Consider the following 19,296-nt stretch of genomic DNA (forward strand, 5'->3'; position numbering starts at 1 on the left):
GAAGCGACCTTTTAATGTATCTGAAATATTAAGCAGATTTAACCGCGTTTAATAACTCAGCCTGACGATCTTTAAGTGCCTGAGGTAAGCGATCACCCAGTTTGGTAAATAACTCAGTGTGGCTTTCAAGTTCCTTGATCCATTGATCTTTGTCCTGAGTTGTCACTGTGTCGAATTGCTCTTTAGAGAAGTCGATACCTTCCCAGTTTAACTGCTCATAAGCAGGAACTAGGCCGATTGGTGTTTCAGTTGCTTCTGCACGACCTTCACAACGGTCAATGATCCACTCAAGAACACGCATGTTCTGACCGAAACCAGGCCATACGAAGTTGCCTTCAGCGTCACGACGGAACCAGTTTACGTTGAAGATTTTTGGCAGCTTGTTACCAGCAGCTTCAGCTTTCGCACCAACTTCTTTACCTAATTGTAACCAGTGGCCAAAGTAGTCAGCCATGTTGTAGCCAGCAAATGGAAGCATTGCAAATGGGTCACGGCGGACAACACCTTGTTGACCAACTGCCGCAGCAGTGGTTTCAGAACCCATGGTTGCTGCTTTATAAACACCATCCACCCAGTCAAATGCTTCTGATACCAAAGGCACAGTGTCTGCACGGCGACCACCGAAGATGAACGCGGAAATTGGAACACCTGCTGGATTTTCCCAGTCAGCGTCGATAGATGGGCATTGACCAGCAGAAACAGTGAAACGTGAGTTTGGATGTGCTGCTTTTTCGCCCTCAACATATGGCTGACCTTTCCATGTGATCAGGTTTGCTGGGACTTCTTTGGTCAGACCTTCCCACCATACTTCACCATTCTCAGTCACGGCAACGTTGGTATAGATCACGTCTTTATGCATTGTTGCAATACAGTTCGGGTTGGTTTTGGTATTTGTACCTGGTGCAACACCGAAGAAACCAGCCTCTGGGTTGATTGCATATAAGCGACCATCTTCACCTGGTTTAATCCAGGCAATATCGTCACCTACAGTTTCAATCTTCCAGCCTTCATAACCAGCTGGTGGAATCAACATTGCAAAGTTGGTTTTACCACATGCAGACGGGAACGCCGCCGCGATATAATGTTTTTCGCCCTGTGGATTGGTCACGCCTAAAATCAGCATGTGTTCAGCCAACCAGCCTTGTTCACGGCCCATGACAGATGCAATACGTAATGCAAGGCATTTTTTACCTAATAGCGCGTTACCGCCGTAACCTGAACCATAAGACCAGATTTCACGGGTTTCTGGATAGTGCACGATATATTTTTCAGGGTTGCAAGGCCATACAACGTCTTTTTGACCATCTTTCAATGGTGCTGCAACAGTGTGTACACATGGGATGAACTCGCCATCTGTGCCCAACACGTCATAAACTGCTTTACCCATACGCGCCATTTTGGTCATGCTAACTGCAACGTAAGGTGAGTCTGTTAATTCAATACCAATGTGGGCAATGTGGCTGCCTAAAGGTCCCATTGAGAATGGAACCACATACATGGTACGGCCTTCCATTGCACCGTCAAATAATCCATTTAATTTTGCACGCATTTCAGCAGGAGCAACCCAGTTGTTGGTTGCGCCAGCATCTTCTTTGTTTTGAGAGCAGATATAAGTGCGATCTTCAACACGAGCAACGTCAGAAGGGTCAGAATTTGCAAGATAAGAACCAGGATGTTTTTCTTGGTTAAGTTTTTGCATGGTGCCGTTAGCGATCATCAAGTCGATCAGACGTTGATATTCTTCTTCGCTGCCGTCACACCATTCGATTTTTGCTGGCTTGGTTAGTTTTGCAATTTCTTCCACCCATGCAATCAGCTTAGGGTGACGAACGAATTCTGGTGCGTTCACTTGGGTCATGGTGATGCCTTTTTAAAGTGTGTACAACGTACAAGTTCCATTTACTGGATGACAGTAAGATAGATGAAGTAAAAAAAGTGGCTGTATTAAAGCATAAAATCATAAAAAAAATAAGACTAAAGAATGTCAGAATCTGTTAATGCAAGCATGTATATTTATATATAGGTAATTGTTTTTAATTGATTTGATCGTTTTTTGAGTTATTATTTGAATTTTTTATATGTGTTATTTTTATTAAAAATTATATTTAAAAACAATATTTTAAAATATTATGATTTTTTGAGAATTATTATTGATTATATGAATGAGGTTCATTCAAAATTTACATAAACAAGCTTTTATTTGTTGATTTTGTAAACAAAAATAAGATTGTTAACTTTATTCAGGTTAAGTTGTATGAGTCAAAATTTACGGCCTTTATCCCTCATTTATAATCAAAAATCAGGTTTTCATGCAGCACAACAAGATGAGCAATATGAACGTCTTATGACGTTCTGGACACAATATGGCTTTGAAATCCAAGTTTTTGAGTTAAATCAGCAGGTTAATTTTGATGAAATGATGACATCGGTACTCTCCAGACATCAGCAGGCCGATTCGCGTGGTGTTGTGGTGGCGGCAGGAGGGGATGGCACCTTGAATGCGGTTGCCAAAAAATTGATGCATACCGATATTCCAATGGGAATCATGCCATTAGGGACATTTAATTATGTTGCCCGCGCCCTGAATATCCCAATTGATCTGGGTCTGGCTGCGGAGGTGATCGCCACAGGCATTGAACATAAGGTTCATGTTGCCACCCTGAATGACCAGATTTACCTGAATAATGCCAGTCTGGGTTTATATCCCTTATTTATAAAAAAACGGGAATTATATAACCAGCGTTTTGGCCGTTTCCCCTTGAATGCCTATACATCGGGTTTGGATGTGCTGTTGCGTGAACATAAGTCGTTAAAACTGGCGGTCACTGTAGATGGACAAAAATATCCTGTTGCAACACCGCTGGTTTTCTTTGGCAATAACCAGCTTCAACTCAGTGACATGAGGCTGAGGATTGCGGAATGTGCTGCCAATGGAAAGCTGGCAGGGGTGGTGGTGGCTAAAAGTGATCGGCTAAGCTTGCTGAAAATGTTATGGACACTGATTCAGGGGGAAATTGATCAGGCTTCTGATGTTTATTCATTCTGTGCTGAACAGATTCAGGTGGATTGTAAAAAGAAAAAGCTCACTGTGGCGGTGGATGGAGAACTGATGGAAATGCAGACCCCCCTAAAATTCGCAGTTGAAAAATCTGCCTTGAAGGTAATGGTGCCAAATGCTGTTGCATCTGTCTGATTTACACTTTGGCACTGAAAGAGAAGTATGTATTCAGGCCATACAGCAGTTTTGCCAACAGCATCGGCCAGAGGCGATTGTGGTGAGTGGGGACTTAACCCAGCGTGCCCGCTTTAAGCAGTTCTATGCTTGCCGACAATTTCTGGATTCCCTGTCACTGCCTTATTTGGTGGTGCCAGGAAATCATGACATCCCCCTGTATCAGGTCTGGAACCGATTTTTTTCCCCTTTTGTACTGTATCAGGCATTTTTTGGTCGCCTAGAAACAACGCTGGAAACTGAGCATTTTTATATTGTGGGGGTAAACAGTATTCGGCGGCGTTACCACACGCGGGGACATATTTCCCTGGAACAAATTCATGAAACCTATGAAAAGTTAAACAATGCACCCTCAAATAAAATAAAGCTGGTGGTTTTTCATCAGCCTTTTTACATATCTCCTGATCAGCATGATGATAAGGATTGTCCTGTTTTAGGAAAGATTGCTTTGGAACGCTGGGGCGAAACGGGACTGTTTGGCTTGTTGCATGGGCATTTACATCAAACAGCAGTATATGACCTCACAAAGATTTATAAGTTAAATGTCAATCATCCCATCTATGACATTCATGCAGGCACCGCAATTTCGAGCCGTTTACACCATGACTCAACCAATAGTTTTAATGCCATTTTAGAGAATGGAAAGATTGAGCATTATTGGTTTGATGAACGCTTGGGAATGTTTAAAAACTTATAATAGAAAACGAGATGAAAAGTTTGGCTAAACGTTTTAAATCTATCTTTTTATATGAAAAATATAACTTATTAAATATCTTTAAATTATGAGTTCCGTACACTGATATAAAAATAAGCATATTAGACTTGATTTTTGAATGCTTGAAAAAATATTAATGTTTTAAATATCAGAATATTGTGTCGATTTTTTTAAAAATTATCAGTCGATTTTTAACTGGAAAAATCTCTTAATACAGGTCAGTCTATTCCCCATTTGAGGAATATAACTGCCACAAAAAAATACATAAAATCTTTTGAGAGTTGATGAAATTTTGCTCCCCAAATTCTTCATTTGTAAGATATCGGAAAACTCTAAAACTGGAAAAATAATCATTTTAAATAACATATACATACGCACAAAGTAATAAATATAAGTACTTTTGCGATTTCTGCATGCTGAAAGGTGACAAAATGACACGTATATATTTGGTGGATAAAAGTATTCATAAAACAACAGCTAAATCTGAGGTCATGGCAACTGGGCAATCAACAGCAATCCCTTTAGATCAACGTTTAATGGCAAAGTTTGAGATTCATCCAGAACAAGTCTCTTCAATTGTGCGGGTGGGAAATAACGCGGTTGTACATTTAATAGATGGCACTCAAGTTGTTTTAGAGGGGTTCTTTGTTCAGGAGCTTCTACAACTTCCCTTACAGGATGGGCAAAGCTTATGGGCAACACTTGTTGAGGATGAGGTTACAGAGCAACCTATAGATGATTATCTGGTACTGGATGGTGTGCCACCTGAGGCTGTGGTTCCTGATAGTTCGATTGTTCCTGCCGCTGGCCTAAACCCTGAGATACCAGCTGCAATTGTACCTGAAGCTACAGGTGCTGCAGCAAGTGCGGCCACGGCAGGTACTATCGCCGCGACTACAGTACCCACCTGGGCTTTGGTTGCAGGTGGACTTGCTGGTGCTGGAGCCATTGGTGCCGCTGTCAGTGGAGGAAGTGATAAAAAGGATAATCCTCCAGACACCACAGCACCAACTCAGCCTCAGGGTGGTTTTACTGATAATAAAGATGGCAAAACCATTACTGGGCAGGCTGAAGCTGGCAGTACCGTGATTGTGAAAGATACGGCAGGTAAAGAGCTGGCTAAGGCAATGGTAGGTGCTGATGGCAAGTTTAGTGTGACTTTGCCAAATGCATTGAGTAACGGTGAACAGGTTAATGTGACTGTCAAGGATCCAGCAGGCAACGAAAGTACAGTGGCGAGTATCACTGCGCCTGATACAACCGCACCAACGAAGCCAGAGAGTACTTTTACTGATAATAAAGATGGCAAAACTATTACTGGACAGGCTGAAGCTGGCAGTACCGTGATTGTGAAAGATGCGGCAGGTAAAGAGCTGGCTAAGGCAACGGTAGGTGCTGATGGCAAGTTTAGCGTGACCTTGCCAAATGCATTGAGTAACGGTGAACAGGTTAATGTGACTGTCAAGGATTCAGCAGGTAACGAAAGTACAGTGGCAAGTATCACTGCACCTGATACCACAGCTCCAGTTGCAGGCACCTTGGGTTTTACCAATTTAATAGATACGGGTACTTCATCTACAGATCGAATTACGCAGGATAAAGCCTTTGACCTGAATTTGACGGGTCAAGAGACAGGTAGTGCAGTTAAATATCAGCTTTCCAAAGATGGAGGAGCTTGGACAAATACAACTGCAAACCAGACGAATCTGTCAGATGGTGTCTATCAGTTTAAGGCGATTGTAACTGACAAGGCAGGTAACAGCGCTGAGACTCTGTCACCGAAAGTAACAGTGGACAATACTGTACCAGCGGCAGGTACTTTAACCTTAACCAACTTAACAGATACTGGTTCATCATCTACAGACCGCATTACCCAGGACAAGAATTTTGATCTTAGCCTGACAGGTCAGGAAGCAAATACAACGATTATGTATCAGGTTTCTAAAGATGGTGGGGTCTGGACTAATACTACTGTAAATCAAAATAATCTGGCAGATGGTATCTACCAGTTTAAGGCGATTGTGACTGACAGGGCGGGTAATAGCTCAGAAGCGTTATCTCCAAAAATAACAGTAGACAACACGATAGTAGCTGGCAATTTATCATTTATTAATTTTGTTGATAGTGGTGCTTTGGCAACTGATCATATTACGCAGGACAAAAATTTTGATCTCAGCTTAACTGGGCAGGAAACTGGAACGACTGTCGTCTATCAAGTTTCAAAAGATGGTGGAATATGGAGCAACACGACTGCCAAACAAAGTAATTTGACAGATGGCATCTATCAATTTAAGGCGATCGTGACTGACAAGGCGGGAAATAGTGCAGAGGTATTATCTAGCAAAGTTACGGTTGATAATACAGTACCAGTTGCAGGTGTTCTTTCATTTGCTAACTTAACCGATACAGGTTCATCATCTACTGACCGCATTACACAGGACAAAACCTTTGATCTCACCTTAACAGGACAAGAGGCTGGAACAACAGTCGTTTATCAAGTCTCTAAAGATAATGGTGCGTGGACAACAACGACAGCAAACCAGACCAACCTGACAGATGGAATTTATCAGTTTAAGGCGATCGTGACCGATAAGGCAGGAAACAGTGCAGAGGTGCTATCTGCAAAAGTTACCGTTGATAATACAGCACCGATAGCGGGAACCCTGTCATTTACGAATTTAAACGATACAGGCTCATCACCTACTGACCAAATTACACAGGATAAGGCTTTCGATTTAAGCCTGACAGGGCAGGAAGCAGGGGCCACAATTCAATATCAGGTGTCTAAAGATGGTGGGGTTTGGACCAATACCACTGCAAACCAGACGAACCTGTCAGATGGAGTCTATCAGTTTAAGGCAATTGTGACTGACAAGGCGGGAAACAGCGCAGAAACCTTATCAACAAAAATCACAGTAGATAATACTCCGCCAGCTACAGGAATATTATCTTTTGCTAATTTAGATGATACAGGTGTTTCTGATACAGATGGTATTACAAAAGATAAAGTCTTTAATTTGACATTAACAGGACAAGAGGCTGGAACCACTGTTATTTATCAGGTTTCTAAAGATGGAGGTGTCTGGGCAGATACCAGTGTAGAACAAAGTGGCCTGGTTGATGGAGTCTACCAGTTTAAGGCCATTGTAACCGATGTGGCAGGAAACAGTGCGGAAACCTTTTCTCAAACTGTGACTGTGGACAATACGCCACCAGTAGCAGGTGTGCTGTCATTTAACAATTTGACCGATACGGGTATTTCATCCACAGACAGAATTACACAGGATAAGGCTTTTGATCTCACCTTAATAGGACAAGAGACTGGAACAACAGTCATTTATCAGGTATCCAAGGATAATGGTGCGTGGACAACAACGACATCAAGCCAAACCAACCTGACAGATGGAATTTACCAGTTTAAAGCGATTGTAACGGATAAGGCAGGTAACAGTTCAGAGGTATTATCTTCAAAAATAACAGTAGACAACACGATAGTCGCTGGCAGCCTATTGTTCACTAATTTGACAGATACAGGTTTGTCCTCTACGGATTTAATTACACAGGACAAGGCTTTTGATCTGAGCCTGACAGGTCAGGAAGTAGGAACCACAGTTGTTTATCAAGTGTCTAAAGATAATGGTGCGTGGACAACAACGACACCAAGCCAAACCAACCTGACTGATGGTGTTTACCAGTTTAAGGCGATTGTGACCGATGTGGCAGGGAACAGTGCAGATGTGCTATCTGCCAAAGTAACCGTTGATAATACGGCACCAGTTGCAGGCACGCTTTCATTTACGAATTTAACCGATACGGGTTCATCATCTACAGACTTGATTACACAGGACAAAACATTTGATTTAAGTTTAACTGGGCATGAAGCTGGAACCACTGTTGTTTATCAAGTGTCTAAAGATAATGGTGCATGGACCAATACCACTGCAAACCAGATGAATCTGTCAGATGGTGTCTATCAGTTTAAGGCGGTTGTGACTGACAAGGCGGGTAACAGTGCAGAGGTGTTATCTAGTAAAGTTACGGTTGATAATACAGCACCAGTTGCAGGAGCTTTATCAATCACGAATTTAAGTGATACAGGTTCATCATCTACTGACCGCATTACACAGGACAAGACCTTTGACCTCAGCCTGACAGGTCAGGAGGCAGGAACGACTGTTGTCTATCAGGTATCTAAAGATAATGGTGCATGGACAACAACGACCACAAACCAAACCAATCTGGCTGATGGCGTTTACCAGTTTAAGGCGATTGTGACCGATGTTGCAGGTAACAGTGCAGAAACGCTGTCTCCAACTGTAACTGTTGACAACACTCCACCAGTAGCAGGGGTGCTTTCATTTACAAACTTAACTGATACAGGTTCATCGTCTACAGACTTGATTACACAGGACAAGACTTTCGATCTAAGCCTGACAGGTCAGGAAGCAGGGGCTACGATTCAATATCAGGTTTCTAAAGATAATGGTGTATGGACCAATACCACTGCAAACCAGACCAATCTGTCAGATGGTGTCTATCAGTTTAAGGCAATTGTGACCGATGTGGCAGGGAACAGTGCGGAAACACTATCAGCCAAATTGACTGTGGACAATACCCCACCAGCAGCAGGCGTACTGTCATTTAGCAGTTTAACTGATACAGGTATTTCATCTACTGACCTGATTACACAGGATAAGGCTTTTGATTTAAGTCTAACAGGACAGGAAGCAGGAACGACAGTTGTCTATCAGGTGTCCAAAGATGACGGCGCATGGACAACAACGACTGCAAGCCAAACCAATCTGGCTGATGGCATTTACCAGTTTAAGGCGATTGTGACTGATGTTGCTGGCAATAGTGCGGAAACCTTTTCTCAAATTGTAACTGTGGACAATACGCCACCAGCAGCAGGCACACTGTCATTTAACAATTTGACCGATACTGGTATTTCATCCACAGACCGAATTACACAGGATAAAGCTTTTGATTTAAGTTTAAGTGGGCAAGAGCAGGGTACAACTGTTGTCTATCAAGTATCGGTCGATGGTGGACAGACTTGGGTTGATACTGATACAGCACAAAGTAATCTGGCAGATGGTGTGTATCAGTTTAAGGCCATTGTGACAGACGTTGCAGGGAACAGTGCAGAAGCCTTATCTCCAATAATCACTGTAGATAATACTGCACCCGTAACTGGAACATTGGCTTTCGCAAATTTCAATGATACAGGTATTTCGGCTACAGATTACATCACCAAAGACCAAGCCTTTGACCTAAGTTTAACGGGACAGGAAGCAGGAACAACGGTCGTTTATCAGGTCTCTAAAGATAATGGTGTGTGGGTTAATACTGATATTGCACAAAGCAATTTGGTTGATGGCCGTTATCAATTTAAGGCGATTGTAACTGACAAGGCAGGTAATAGTGCAGAGACCCTGTCTCCAATTGTTGTTGTGGATAATACACCACCTGTTGCAGGAACCTTAACATTTAGCAATTTGAATGACACTGGTGCGTCGGCAATTGACCGAATTACTCAAGACAACAGCTTTGATTTGCAGTCTTTACATCCAATCGTAATTGGAGAGGAAGCTGCGATTACTGATCATTATGAGGTTTCTACAGATGGTGGATTGACATGGACAACTACCACAGCACAACAGACAAATCTGGCAGATGGAACGTATCAGTTTAAGGCGATTGAAACCGATGTTGCGGGCAATATCGTAGAGACAGCCATTGAAACGGTTGTGGTGGATACCTTGAAGCCTCAAATCGCAACTGATTTATTCATCAGTGAAGATGGCTGGACTTTAACAGGCTTGACCGAAGCTGCTGGTTTAAAAGTAAATGTATTTGATCAAAATGGGTTATTGGTTGGAACTACTGAAAGCTATGCTAATGGTGAATTTAGTCTGCAACTCGACAAATCCTATGTTGATAATGAAGAATTCACGGTTGTATTGCGTGATCGTGCAGGGAACGAGAGTGATGAAGCGAATGTCGTTGCATTGGGTGATGTGACCCGACCTGAAGCTGCGACAGAGCTTGAACTTAGTGAGGGTGGCAGTGGTTCGGTTTTAACAGGTAAAGCGGAACCTGATGCCATCATTAAAATTTATGATCAGGATAATAACCTCGTCCATCAATGGAACAACAATGTTAATGCTGATGGCACATTTACCATTTATTTGAACCAGTATTATTTAAAAGGACAAAGCTTAACGGTAACAGTGACGGATGCTGCCAATAATGTCAGTGACAATGCAGCGATTGTCGCGCCAACGGACAATACGAATCCTGAACCGATTGATGAGGTTGTTTTTGATGAAAATGGTTTGAACTTTACAGCCCAGGCCGAGGCCAATAGTACTGTTAAGGTTTACGATATAGACAACAACCAGGTCGGTACTGGATATGCGGATAGTGAGGGAAATGTTTCAGGCTGGTTCGATCATGTTTATCTGGACGGTCAGTTACTCACATTTATCGTATTTGACCGTGCTGGAAACCAAAGTGCTGAAGTGCCATTGAATGCGATAAATGATGACTCTATACCTGATCCAGCAACAAATCTTGTCTTGATCGAAGAGAATGGTGGTTCAGTCTTAACAGGTACAGCCGAACCGAATGCCACCATTCAGGTTTATGATCAGGATGATAACCTCGTCTATCAATGGAACAACAATGTCAAGGCTGATGGCACATTTGAGATTTATTTCAACCAGTACTATCTAAAAGGGCAAACCTTAACTGTCACTGTCACTGACCGTGCTGGTTTGGTCAGCGAAAAAGCCACAATTGTTGCGCCGTTGGATAATACTAATCCTGAACCAATCCAGAATATTGAGTTTAATGAGGATGGGCGTAACTTCACTGCAACAGCCGAAGCCAATAGCACGGTGAAAGTGTTTTATCAGGGTAATGAAGTTGGCAGTGGTTACACAGATAGTGAGGGCAAGGTATCTGGTTATTTCTATCAGGTATTCCTGGATGGGCAGGAACTTTCATTTATCGTTGTTGACCGTGCGCAGAATGAAAGTGACACAGTTAATCAAAATGCCCTGACTGACCGTGATGCTCCAGCGGTTGCGACTGATCTTGAACTGATTGAGGATGGTTCTGGTTCTATTCTGCTTGGCAAAGCGGAGCCGTACGCAACCATTCAAGTGACTGATACAAATGGAAACTCAGTAACCGCATGGTTCGCAAATATCACTGTGCAGGTGGATGGCACATTTAGAATCAACTTAAATGACTACTATCTACATGGTGAAACCTTAAAGGTTACTGTCACTGACCGTGCTGGTAATATCAGTGAAGTGGCAACAATTGATGCCCCAATTGATGAGGTTAAACCTGACCCACTGGATGTTGATCATATTGTTTTTAATGAGAACGGCTGGAATTTCACCGCAATTGCTGAAGCAAATAGTACTATTAAGGTGTTATATCAGGGCAATGAGGTCGGACAGGGGTACACTGATAGTGACGGTAATGTTTATGGTTCTTTCAATCAGGTATTTCTGGATGGTCAGGAGCTCACATTTATTGTGGTTGACCGTGCGGAAAATGAAAGTAATCCAGTAACCGCTATTGCATTAAATGATGACATTGCGCCTCTAGCCGCTGAAAATGTCACGGTTACACCTGAAGGATGGATTTCTGGGGAAGCTGAGCCGAATGCAATTGTTGAAATTATTGACAAATATGGTGCAGTTATCACATCAACCTATGTGAATTATAATGGTTCCTTTGGTCAATGGATTAACCTGAGCCAATACCAGTCACAAGAGTTAAGTATTGTGGTGAAAGATGCCGCTGGAAATCGCAGTGACCCTGTCTACAAGGTTTTGCCTGCATTGGTGGATACACCAGCGGCGGCGATTGACTTGGTGCTTGATGCCGAAGGGCATGTTCTGACAGGTATGGCAACGGCTGGTTTCTATATTGTGGTGACCAATGCGGCTGGTGAGCGTGTCGATAGTGGTTGGTGGAATACACTGGTTAATGAGGATGGCACATTCAGTATTCAGCTAAATGACTATTATCTACAGGGGCAGACATTACAAGTCCGTGTTGTTGATTTATCAACAAACCAATATAGCCCAATTACTGAAATCGTTGCACCTTTGGACAATATTCTTCCTGTTGTTGAAAATGTCGTGATCAGTGAGGATGGCTATTCTGTTGCTGGACAAACAGAACCTAAATCAACCATTAAGATTGTGGATGCAGATGGTGATCTTCGAGGCGAATACCAAGTCGATGAGACAGGTTATTTCAATCTCAGTGTCTATCCACAAATCTTGCGGGGTGAACAGCTCTTTATTACCGCCACAGATTTAGCAAAAAACGTGAGTACCCCGTTCAGCATTAGCTTTAATGCGGATGGCGCTGCACCGAACCCAGCCGAAAATGTAGTGGTGTCTGAAAATGGCTTCTTTATTGAGGGCGATGCAGTACCAAATGGCTACGTCCGTATTGTGAATACACAAAGCAATGTAGTTGGTAATGGTACGGTAGATGAGTTTGGACACTTTAACATTCAGTTATATCCACCTCAGGCAAATGGTGAGGTCCTACGTGTTGTTGTTGAGGAAAATGGATACCAAAGCGCCTATACCGAAATTACTGCACCAATAGATAATGTTGTGCCTGAAGCGGCAACAGAGCTTGTATTGGAAAATGGACAACTACTTTCAGGACAGGCAGAAGCTTATTTAACCATTAAGATTTTTGATGCTGATAATAATCAGGTTGGGCAGACCACAGTAGATGCTAATGGAACGTTCACGACCTATCTATGGTATCCATACTGGCATGGTGAAACCCTGACTGTAAAAGTGGTTGACGGCAACCAGAATGAAAGTCCAGATAGTACTATTGTTGCGACGAACGATACGACAGCACCTGATGCGGCAACGCAACTTGCAATAAATGAGTGGGGTTATCTGACGGGCCATGCCGAAACCAATGCCACAGTCGAAGTGACCTATTATTTTGCAGATCAGGAACCTTATACCAATAGTGCAACAGCAGTGAATGAGGGGACTTTTGAAATCTATATGTATGACAACGCCACTTCATTTGATGTGACTGTGGTGGATCGTGCAGGAAACCATAGTCCGACTGTGACGGTGAACCAGACGGAAATTCCGCATATTACCGTAGACCAGTTGAGGGGAGATAATACCGATAACATCTATCAGGTGGATCATGCTTATGATTTTGTTCAGGAATATATTGTTGAATACTATGAAACTTATGAAGAAGTTTGGGTAGGTGCTGGTTATTATGAACAACAGTGGGTTGAAGAGGGGCATTACGAGCAGCAATGGGTAGAGGGCCATTATGAGGATGTTTGGGTAGAGGGCTATTATGACTATGTCTGGGTAGACAGTGGTGAATGGCGTTATCGTGATTATTATAGTGATCAATATGGTGCGCGTTACTATACCGATGACGGTTCGTATGATTCTTATTTCAGTACTTATTATGACTATAGTGCTGGTCAATGGCAGGAGGGATATGCACTTGATGGTCCATTTGTTGAAGAAGAGTGGTTTGGTGATGGTTATTATGAATACCAATGGGTAGATGGTCATTACGAGCAGCAATGGGTAGATGGCTATTATGAGGATGTATGGGTAGACACCAGTCATTATGAAGATGTATGGGTTGAAGGCGGTTATTGGGAAAACCAACTGGTTGATCAGGGCTATCGAGATGTAGACTTTGGTGGCCATGACAAGATTATTAGCTCTGTCAGTTATAGCCTGGTGGACCACTATGATTCAGTTAATGATCCAACCAGTGCTGAGTCTTATTTGGAAAGTGGTCGTTATGTTGAGGATTTAGAACTTGTTGGTAGTGCGAATTTAAGTGCTACAGGCAATGGGCTGGATAATGTCATCACAGGTAATACAGGAGATAACATTCTGGATGGACGTGGTGGGCACGATACTTTCTTTGGCGGCGCAGGTTCGGATACGGTCATCTATAACCTCTTGAACTATAGTGATGGATTGGTCGATAGCTGGCAGGATTTCCATGTTGGTAATGTGCAGGAAGATTCACAGGCAGATAAAATTGATTTGAGTGAGCTATTAACCGATTATACGGGTGATGGTTCAGCCGAGTCCTTGTCTGGCTTTATCAATGTGAGTCAGGATGGGGACAATACCGTGATCAGTATTGACCGTGATGGCGGTGCAAATGGCTATCCACAGGTTCAACTTGTAACCTTAAACCAGATCCATACCACTCTGGATGAGTTGTTGGCAAATCAGCAACTTATTATCTAGAAATCTTGCAAGATAGAAAAGAGATCAGCAATGGTCTCTTTTTTGTGTTTTTTTTAACCTGAGACATCTTTTTTATAAAAAAAATTCTTTTTACCCCTTGAAGCCATTTTTTTTAACCCCACAAAAGTGGCATATCAAATTTTGTTATGGCGCTTTTGTCTTGTCATAACAATTTATCAAAAAAGACTAAGTCTGATGGAGTTAATTATGAGCAACATTCGTCCATTACATGATCGTGTTGTGATTCGTCGTGTAGAAGAAGAAACCAAAACTGCTGGCGGTATTTTACTTCCAGGTTCTGCTGCTGAAAAACCATCTCAGGGTGAAGTGATTGCAGTGGGCAATGGTCAGATCACTGACAATGGTGTGCGTGCTTTGGATGTTAAAGTTGGAGACAAAGTATTGTTTGGTACTTATGCGGGAACAACTGTAAAAGTAAACGGTGAAGAACTCTTGATTATGAAAGAGTCGGATATCTTGGCTGTGCTTGAAGGCTAATCGACACATAACTCACATTTATTATCAGATTAAGTATTTAAAAAGATTCGGAGTTTAATATGTCAGCTAAAGACGTAAAATTTGGTGATTCAGCTCGCTCAAAAATGATTGCAGGCGTAAACGTTCTTGCAGATGCGGTAAAAGTAACTTTAGGTCCTAAAGGCCGTAACGTTGTCATTGACCGTTCTTTCGGTGCACCGCACATCACTAAAGACGGTGTTACTGTTGCGAAAGAAATTTCATTAAAAGACAAGTTTGAAAACATGGGTGCTCAACTTGTTCGTGAAGTTTCTTCTAAAACCAATGACATTGCAGGTGACGGTACAACAACTGCAACTGTACTTGCTCAAGCGATTTTAAATGAAGGGATCAAGTCAGTAACTGCTGGTATGAACCCAATGGACTTGAAACGTGGTATCGACATCGCAGTGAGAACTGTGGTTGAAAATATCCGTACCAACGCTAAACCTGCTGATGACTTCAAGGCAATTGAACAAGTTGGCTCAATCTCTGCAAACTCTGACACTACTGTTGGTAAATTGATCGCGCAAGCAATGGAAAAAGTAGGTAAAGAGGGTGTGATCACTGTAGAAGAAGGTTCTGGCTTCGAGGACGCTTTAGACGTTGTTGAAGGCATGCAATTCGACCGTGGTTATATCTCTCCATACTTTGCAAACAAGCAAGATACCCTAACTGCTGAACTTGAAAACCCATTCATTCTTCTTGTGGATAAAAAAATCGGCAATATCCGTGAATTGATCACTGTATTGGAAGCGGTTGCTAAAACAGGTAAACCACTTCTCATCATTGCAGAAGATGTTGAAGGTGAAGCGCTTGCAACCTTAGTTGTAAACAACATGCGCGGTATTATCAAAGTATGTGCGGTTAAAGCACCTGGTTTTGGTGACCGTCGTAAAGCAATGCTTCAAGACATCGCAATCTTGACTGGCGCAACCGTGATTTCTGAAGAAGTGGGTATGTCCTTGGAACAAGCTTCTCTTCAAGATTTAGGTACTGCGCACAAAATCACCGTATCTAAAGAAAACACTGTGATTGTTGATGGTGCTGGCAATGCAGACCAGATCGCTGAGCGTGTGCAACAGATCCGTGCTCAAATTGAAGAGTCAACTTCTGAATACGACAAAGAAAAACTTCAGGAACGCGTTGCTAAATTAGCAGGCGGTGTGGCAGTCATCAAAATTGGTGCTGCAACTGAAGTTGAAATGAAAGAGAAGAAAGATCGTGTTGACGATGCACTTCATGCAACGCGTGCCGCAGTTGAGGAAGGTGTAGTTGCTGGTGGTGGTGTTGCGCTGGTACGTGCGGTTAATGCATTAGATGGCCTAAAAGGCGCGAATGAAGACCAAACAGCAGGTATCAACATTTTACGCCGTGCGATTGAAGCGCCACTTCGTCAGATCGTTGCCAATGCGGGTGATGAGCCATCTGTTGTAATCAACGCTGTTAAAGCGGGTGAGGGTAACTTCGGTTATAACGCCGCAACTGGCGAATATGGCGATATGCTGGAAATGGGTATTCTTGACCCTGCTAAAGTAACCCGTTCAGCACTTGAACATGCAGCTTCTGTTGCTGGCTTGATGTTGACGACTGAGGCAATGATTACTGATATCCCAGAAGATAAACCAGCTGCTCCAGATATGGGCGGAATGGGTGGTATGGGCGGAATGATGTAAACTGCTCACTGATATATTAAATTGTTGTAATTTAAAATAATTTATTATATCAGAATTTAGCTTACTCATAGTGTTACTCACATATGAGTTTGTTACAAAAAAGGTCACAAAATTTTTGTGACCTTTTTAATTTTATACAATTAATACATCTCTTAAAAAAGAAGTCATCATATTAGAAGAGAGTTTAACTATTGGATGAATGAGAATATTGAAAAAAGCGCCTGAGAAAAATCAGGCGCATTTGACTTAGAGCAATATCTATTTCATTCTAACGTAAGAATGGAGTTTTCCTCATTTAGAATACAGGTAAGGACATAGCTATTAAGCCAATAGTTTTTACGTCCATCTTTAATTGGTCTTTTCACGCGACCAGTTTTAATTCGATCATACAGCTCTTTTTCAGATATATTCATTCTTAATGCAAATTCCGCAGTTGATACACGTCGCTCTGTATTAGTAAGGTCTATAGATATACCCATTAATTATCTCCTACAATATAGTTTTAAGAGGAAATCTCTTGAAATAAAGGCTATCAAATTAATTAAAAAAAAGATGAGATATGTTTAAAAAATCAAAAAAAAGACTTATTTTTTTATTATGTCAGTAAATAATCTTTTGTTAGTTTTAGGTAATAACAACGTTGACTGCTTATCTCATTTAAAATAAATGAGATAAACGTATACTGCTTTATCTTTTAATCTATATTTCTATTTAAAAGGATTTTTAGCATCAGATAAAATCGCGTTTTTCTTGTCGTTAAAGTTTCTACCTTGCTCTGAAAATTTAAATTCTTTGATTTCTGATTCTAAAAACAGCTCTTTTCTAAAATAATCTTTAGTTTGATAAAGCTCTATCATTTTAAGTGTATTCTCAAGATAATTCATTTCAATATTTTGTGATTTAAAAAATGATATAAGCACACTTCCAAGAAAAAATTTCTCATGATTCTCTTGCTTTCGATCTTTTATCTTTTGTTTTTCTTGTCTGTAAGAACTATGAAATGAATTTTTGATTTCATCATGTGCTTTTTGTTTTATTGAATCAGGAACTCTTCGATTGTAGTTTTTTAGCATCCTTAAGGCTATTTTTAATCTTTCATCAGTCTGAGAGAAAGGGTCTTCATATCCACTAAAAAAAACGATATCATTTTCAATATCAGAACGATCACCCTTTGCGATTGTGCAGATGGAGTCCATTAATTCTGCTAATCTGTTTAATTCCAAAATTTTGTGATATTTATTCCTCAAATTTTTAATGTCTTCTTCTGTAAATTGATTTGCAGTTTTTGATCGAATCAATTGTAGTATTAACTCATCTGAATGAGTGCGTCTTGCTATCTGTTTTAAGTGTTTTTCAACACTTAAAATAATTTCATCTACTGTTAATCTAGCTCTAGCCATTTTAAACCATCTGCATTTAAGAAAATGTTGGTATATCACAGAATCTTAAAAAAAATCGTCATATGTTGGGTTTTTCAAAAAAAACTACTCTTCTGTTAGTTTTTTTGGCTGTTAATGGTGGGACAGATAAAAAATCTTTTTTGCGAATGCAAAAAAGATTTTTTATATCTCGTTTCCGTGTCTTTTAAATTTCGCTTCGCTCGCTTTAAAAGACACTTCTCCTCGTGCTGCGCAGCACTTTTAGTTTTAAGCAATTGATTATTATATAATTTATGCGTTACTCATGTTTTAGATTTACTGTTTCTACATACAAATAAAACACATATCTAAGTTATTGTTTTTATTATGTAAATTGAAATTATGGGAGTGGTATTGCTCATGCGTTTTAATTGAAAAATATTTTTTTTCATTTTTCTTCACGAAACGAATCATGAATTTTTAAAATTTTGTAGGATCCGATATTCCAGTTAAATTAATATCGGAAGTAAAAATGTATTATTTTCATTTAAGTCACAACGTTAAAGGTGATAGTCAAATAAAATTGAGTGATGGTGATTCAAAGTATAGACTCTCAAAAAGTGCATATCACTATATTACGCGTACTTTATATTTTTCAAAGCATAAAAGTGAGATTGAAGAACTTGAATATTGTGCGTCTTATAATATGCCGATTTGGTCTGAAAATAATCCTGAAAAGTTTTGGTATGCAGCTGATCAATATACAAGTGAGACTAGACGAACCTCATCACATATTACAATCGCTTTGCCAAAAGAACTGGATAAAAATCGCCGTATAGAGTTGTCTGAAAGATTAATGCATGAGTTTTGTGGTCAATATAAAATGCCATCAACAATCGCAATTCATAATCATGTGGCCGCGCTCGATGGACAGTCAGAACAGCCACATTTACATTTATTATTTTCAGAAAAAAGTATGTTGGATAATATTCAACGTTCCCCACAGCAGTTCTTTAAGCAATATCGTCAAAAAAATCCTGAAAAAGGGGGTGCATTAAAAATTACTGCGGATGTGCTTGGATTTGGTCGTAATATATTATTTCACTACCGAACACAAACTGAAAAAATAATAAATGAATTTTTAGAAAAATATGCACCCACAAAAATTATAGAAATTCATGGTATGGAAATCGAAGTGAGCAGTGCAGTATCGTGCTTATCTAATGAAGATTATAATAAAAAACATGGAACCAATTTAAAAACAGTCCCACAAATTCCAAGGTCATTACTCTATAGCACTGATCCTGAAGATCAAAACAAGGTAGCAGAATATAGAAAGAACATTCGGGAAATTCGTCAAAATAATCTGTATGAACTTTATAAAAAAGAGTATGAGCTAGCGTTGGCTAAAAAACGTGAACAGGAAAACCAGAATAAGCCACAACTTGATCAATCTAAAAAATTTGATTTTGACTTCTAATATCCTCATTAA

The 19,296-nt window shown here is 40.7% G+C and carries 9 protein-coding genes; 6 read left to right on the plus strand and 3 right to left on the minus strand.

Annotated elements, in window-relative coordinates; all coding sequences use genetic code 11:
- Window positions 1-28: 28 nt before the first annotated feature.
- Window positions 29-1,858 carry a phosphoenolpyruvate carboxykinase (GTP) gene (locus N5J47_RS16515; protein WP_267981059.1) on the minus strand — a complete coding sequence of 610 codons (1,830 nt, stop codon included), beginning with the start codon at window positions 1,856-1,858 and terminating at the stop codon, window positions 29-31.
- Between the two features lie 396 nt (window positions 1,859-2,254).
- Between N5J47_RS16515 and N5J47_RS16520 the strand changes: the two genes are divergently transcribed.
- From N5J47_RS16520 to groL, 5 genes are all read left to right on the plus strand, one after another.
- A complete protein-coding gene (locus N5J47_RS16520) occupies window positions 2,255-3,193 on the plus strand; it encodes a diacylglycerol kinase family protein (RefSeq protein ID WP_279961047.1) in 939 nt (312 codons plus the stop codon).
- The gene (locus tag N5J47_RS16525) at window positions 3,174-3,929 is read left to right on the plus strand and encodes a metallophosphoesterase family protein (RefSeq protein ID WP_279961048.1); all 756 of its coding nucleotides are present in this window, start codon (window positions 3,174-3,176) and stop codon (window positions 3,927-3,929) included. Before N5J47_RS16520 ends, N5J47_RS16525 begins: the two co-directional genes overlap by 20 nt.
- 449 nt (window positions 3,930-4,378) lie before the next feature.
- Window positions 4,379-14,254, plus strand: a complete 9,876-nt coding sequence (locus N5J47_RS16530; RefSeq protein ID WP_279961049.1) for an Ig-like domain-containing protein — start codon at window positions 4,379-4,381, stop codon at window positions 14,252-14,254.
- 207 nt (window positions 14,255-14,461) lie between these two features.
- On the plus strand, window positions 14,462-14,752 hold the full coding sequence (locus N5J47_RS16535; RefSeq protein WP_000065579.1) for a co-chaperone GroES: 291 nt from the start codon (window positions 14,462-14,464) through the stop codon (window positions 14,750-14,752).
- Between the two features lie 59 nt (window positions 14,753-14,811).
- Window positions 14,812-16,446 carry a chaperonin GroEL gene (groL, locus tag N5J47_RS16540; protein ID WP_279961050.1) on the plus strand — a complete coding sequence of 545 codons (1,635 nt, stop codon included), beginning with the start codon at window positions 14,812-14,814 and terminating at the stop codon, window positions 16,444-16,446.
- 263 nt (window positions 16,447-16,709) lie between these two features.
- Here the strand turns inward: groL and N5J47_RS16545 are convergent, their stop codons facing one another.
- Both N5J47_RS16545 and N5J47_RS16550 read right to left on the minus strand, forming a co-directional pair.
- Window positions 16,710-16,925 (minus strand): hypothetical protein, encoded by a 216-nt coding sequence (locus tag N5J47_RS16545; protein WP_005803938.1) that lies wholly within the window; start codon window positions 16,923-16,925, stop codon window positions 16,710-16,712.
- Window positions 16,926-17,153: 228 nt separating this feature from the next.
- Entirely contained in the window at window positions 17,154-17,846 is a 693-nt protein-coding gene (locus N5J47_RS16550; protein WP_017399414.1) for a hypothetical protein, read from the minus strand.
- Window positions 17,847-18,336: 490 nt separating this feature from the next.
- Here N5J47_RS16550 and N5J47_RS16555 point away from each other — a divergent pair, with 490 nt between their 5' ends.
- Complete coding sequence (locus tag N5J47_RS16555; protein WP_017399413.1) at window positions 18,337-19,284, plus strand: MobA/MobL family protein; 948 nt, start codon at window positions 18,337-18,339, stop codon at window positions 19,282-19,284.
- Window positions 19,285-19,296: the final 12 nt, after the last annotated feature.

The sequence above is a fragment of the Acinetobacter sp. GD03645 genome, from assembly GCF_029845285.1.
GTDB lineage: Bacteria > Pseudomonadota > Gammaproteobacteria > Pseudomonadales > Moraxellaceae > Acinetobacter > Acinetobacter corruptisaponis.

Coding starts and splice junctions, on each gene's coding strand:
- N5J47_RS16515 (WP_267981059.1), bottom strand. CDS start 1,858: ATGACCCAAGTGAACGCACCAGAATTCGTTCGTCACCCTAAGCTGATT.
- N5J47_RS16520 (WP_279961047.1), top strand. CDS start 2,255: ATGAGTCAAAATTTACGGCCTTTATCCCTCATTTATAATCAAAAATCA.
- N5J47_RS16525 (WP_279961048.1), top strand. CDS start 3,174: ATGCTGTTGCATCTGTCTGATTTACACTTTGGCACTGAAAGAGAAGTA.
- N5J47_RS16530 (WP_279961049.1), top strand. CDS start 4,379: ATGACACGTATATATTTGGTGGATAAAAGTATTCATAAAACAACAGCT.
- N5J47_RS16535 (WP_000065579.1), top strand. CDS start 14,462: ATGAGCAACATTCGTCCATTACATGATCGTGTTGTGATTCGTCGTGTA.
- groL (WP_279961050.1), top strand. CDS start 14,812: ATGTCAGCTAAAGACGTAAAATTTGGTGATTCAGCTCGCTCAAAAATG.
- N5J47_RS16545 (WP_005803938.1), bottom strand. CDS start 16,925: ATGGGTATATCTATAGACCTTACTAATACAGAGCGACGTGTATCAACT.
- N5J47_RS16550 (WP_017399414.1), bottom strand. CDS start 17,846: ATGGCTAGAGCTAGATTAACAGTAGATGAAATTATTTTAAGTGTTGAA.
- N5J47_RS16555 (WP_017399413.1), top strand. CDS start 18,337: ATGTATTATTTTCATTTAAGTCACAACGTTAAAGGTGATAGTCAAATA.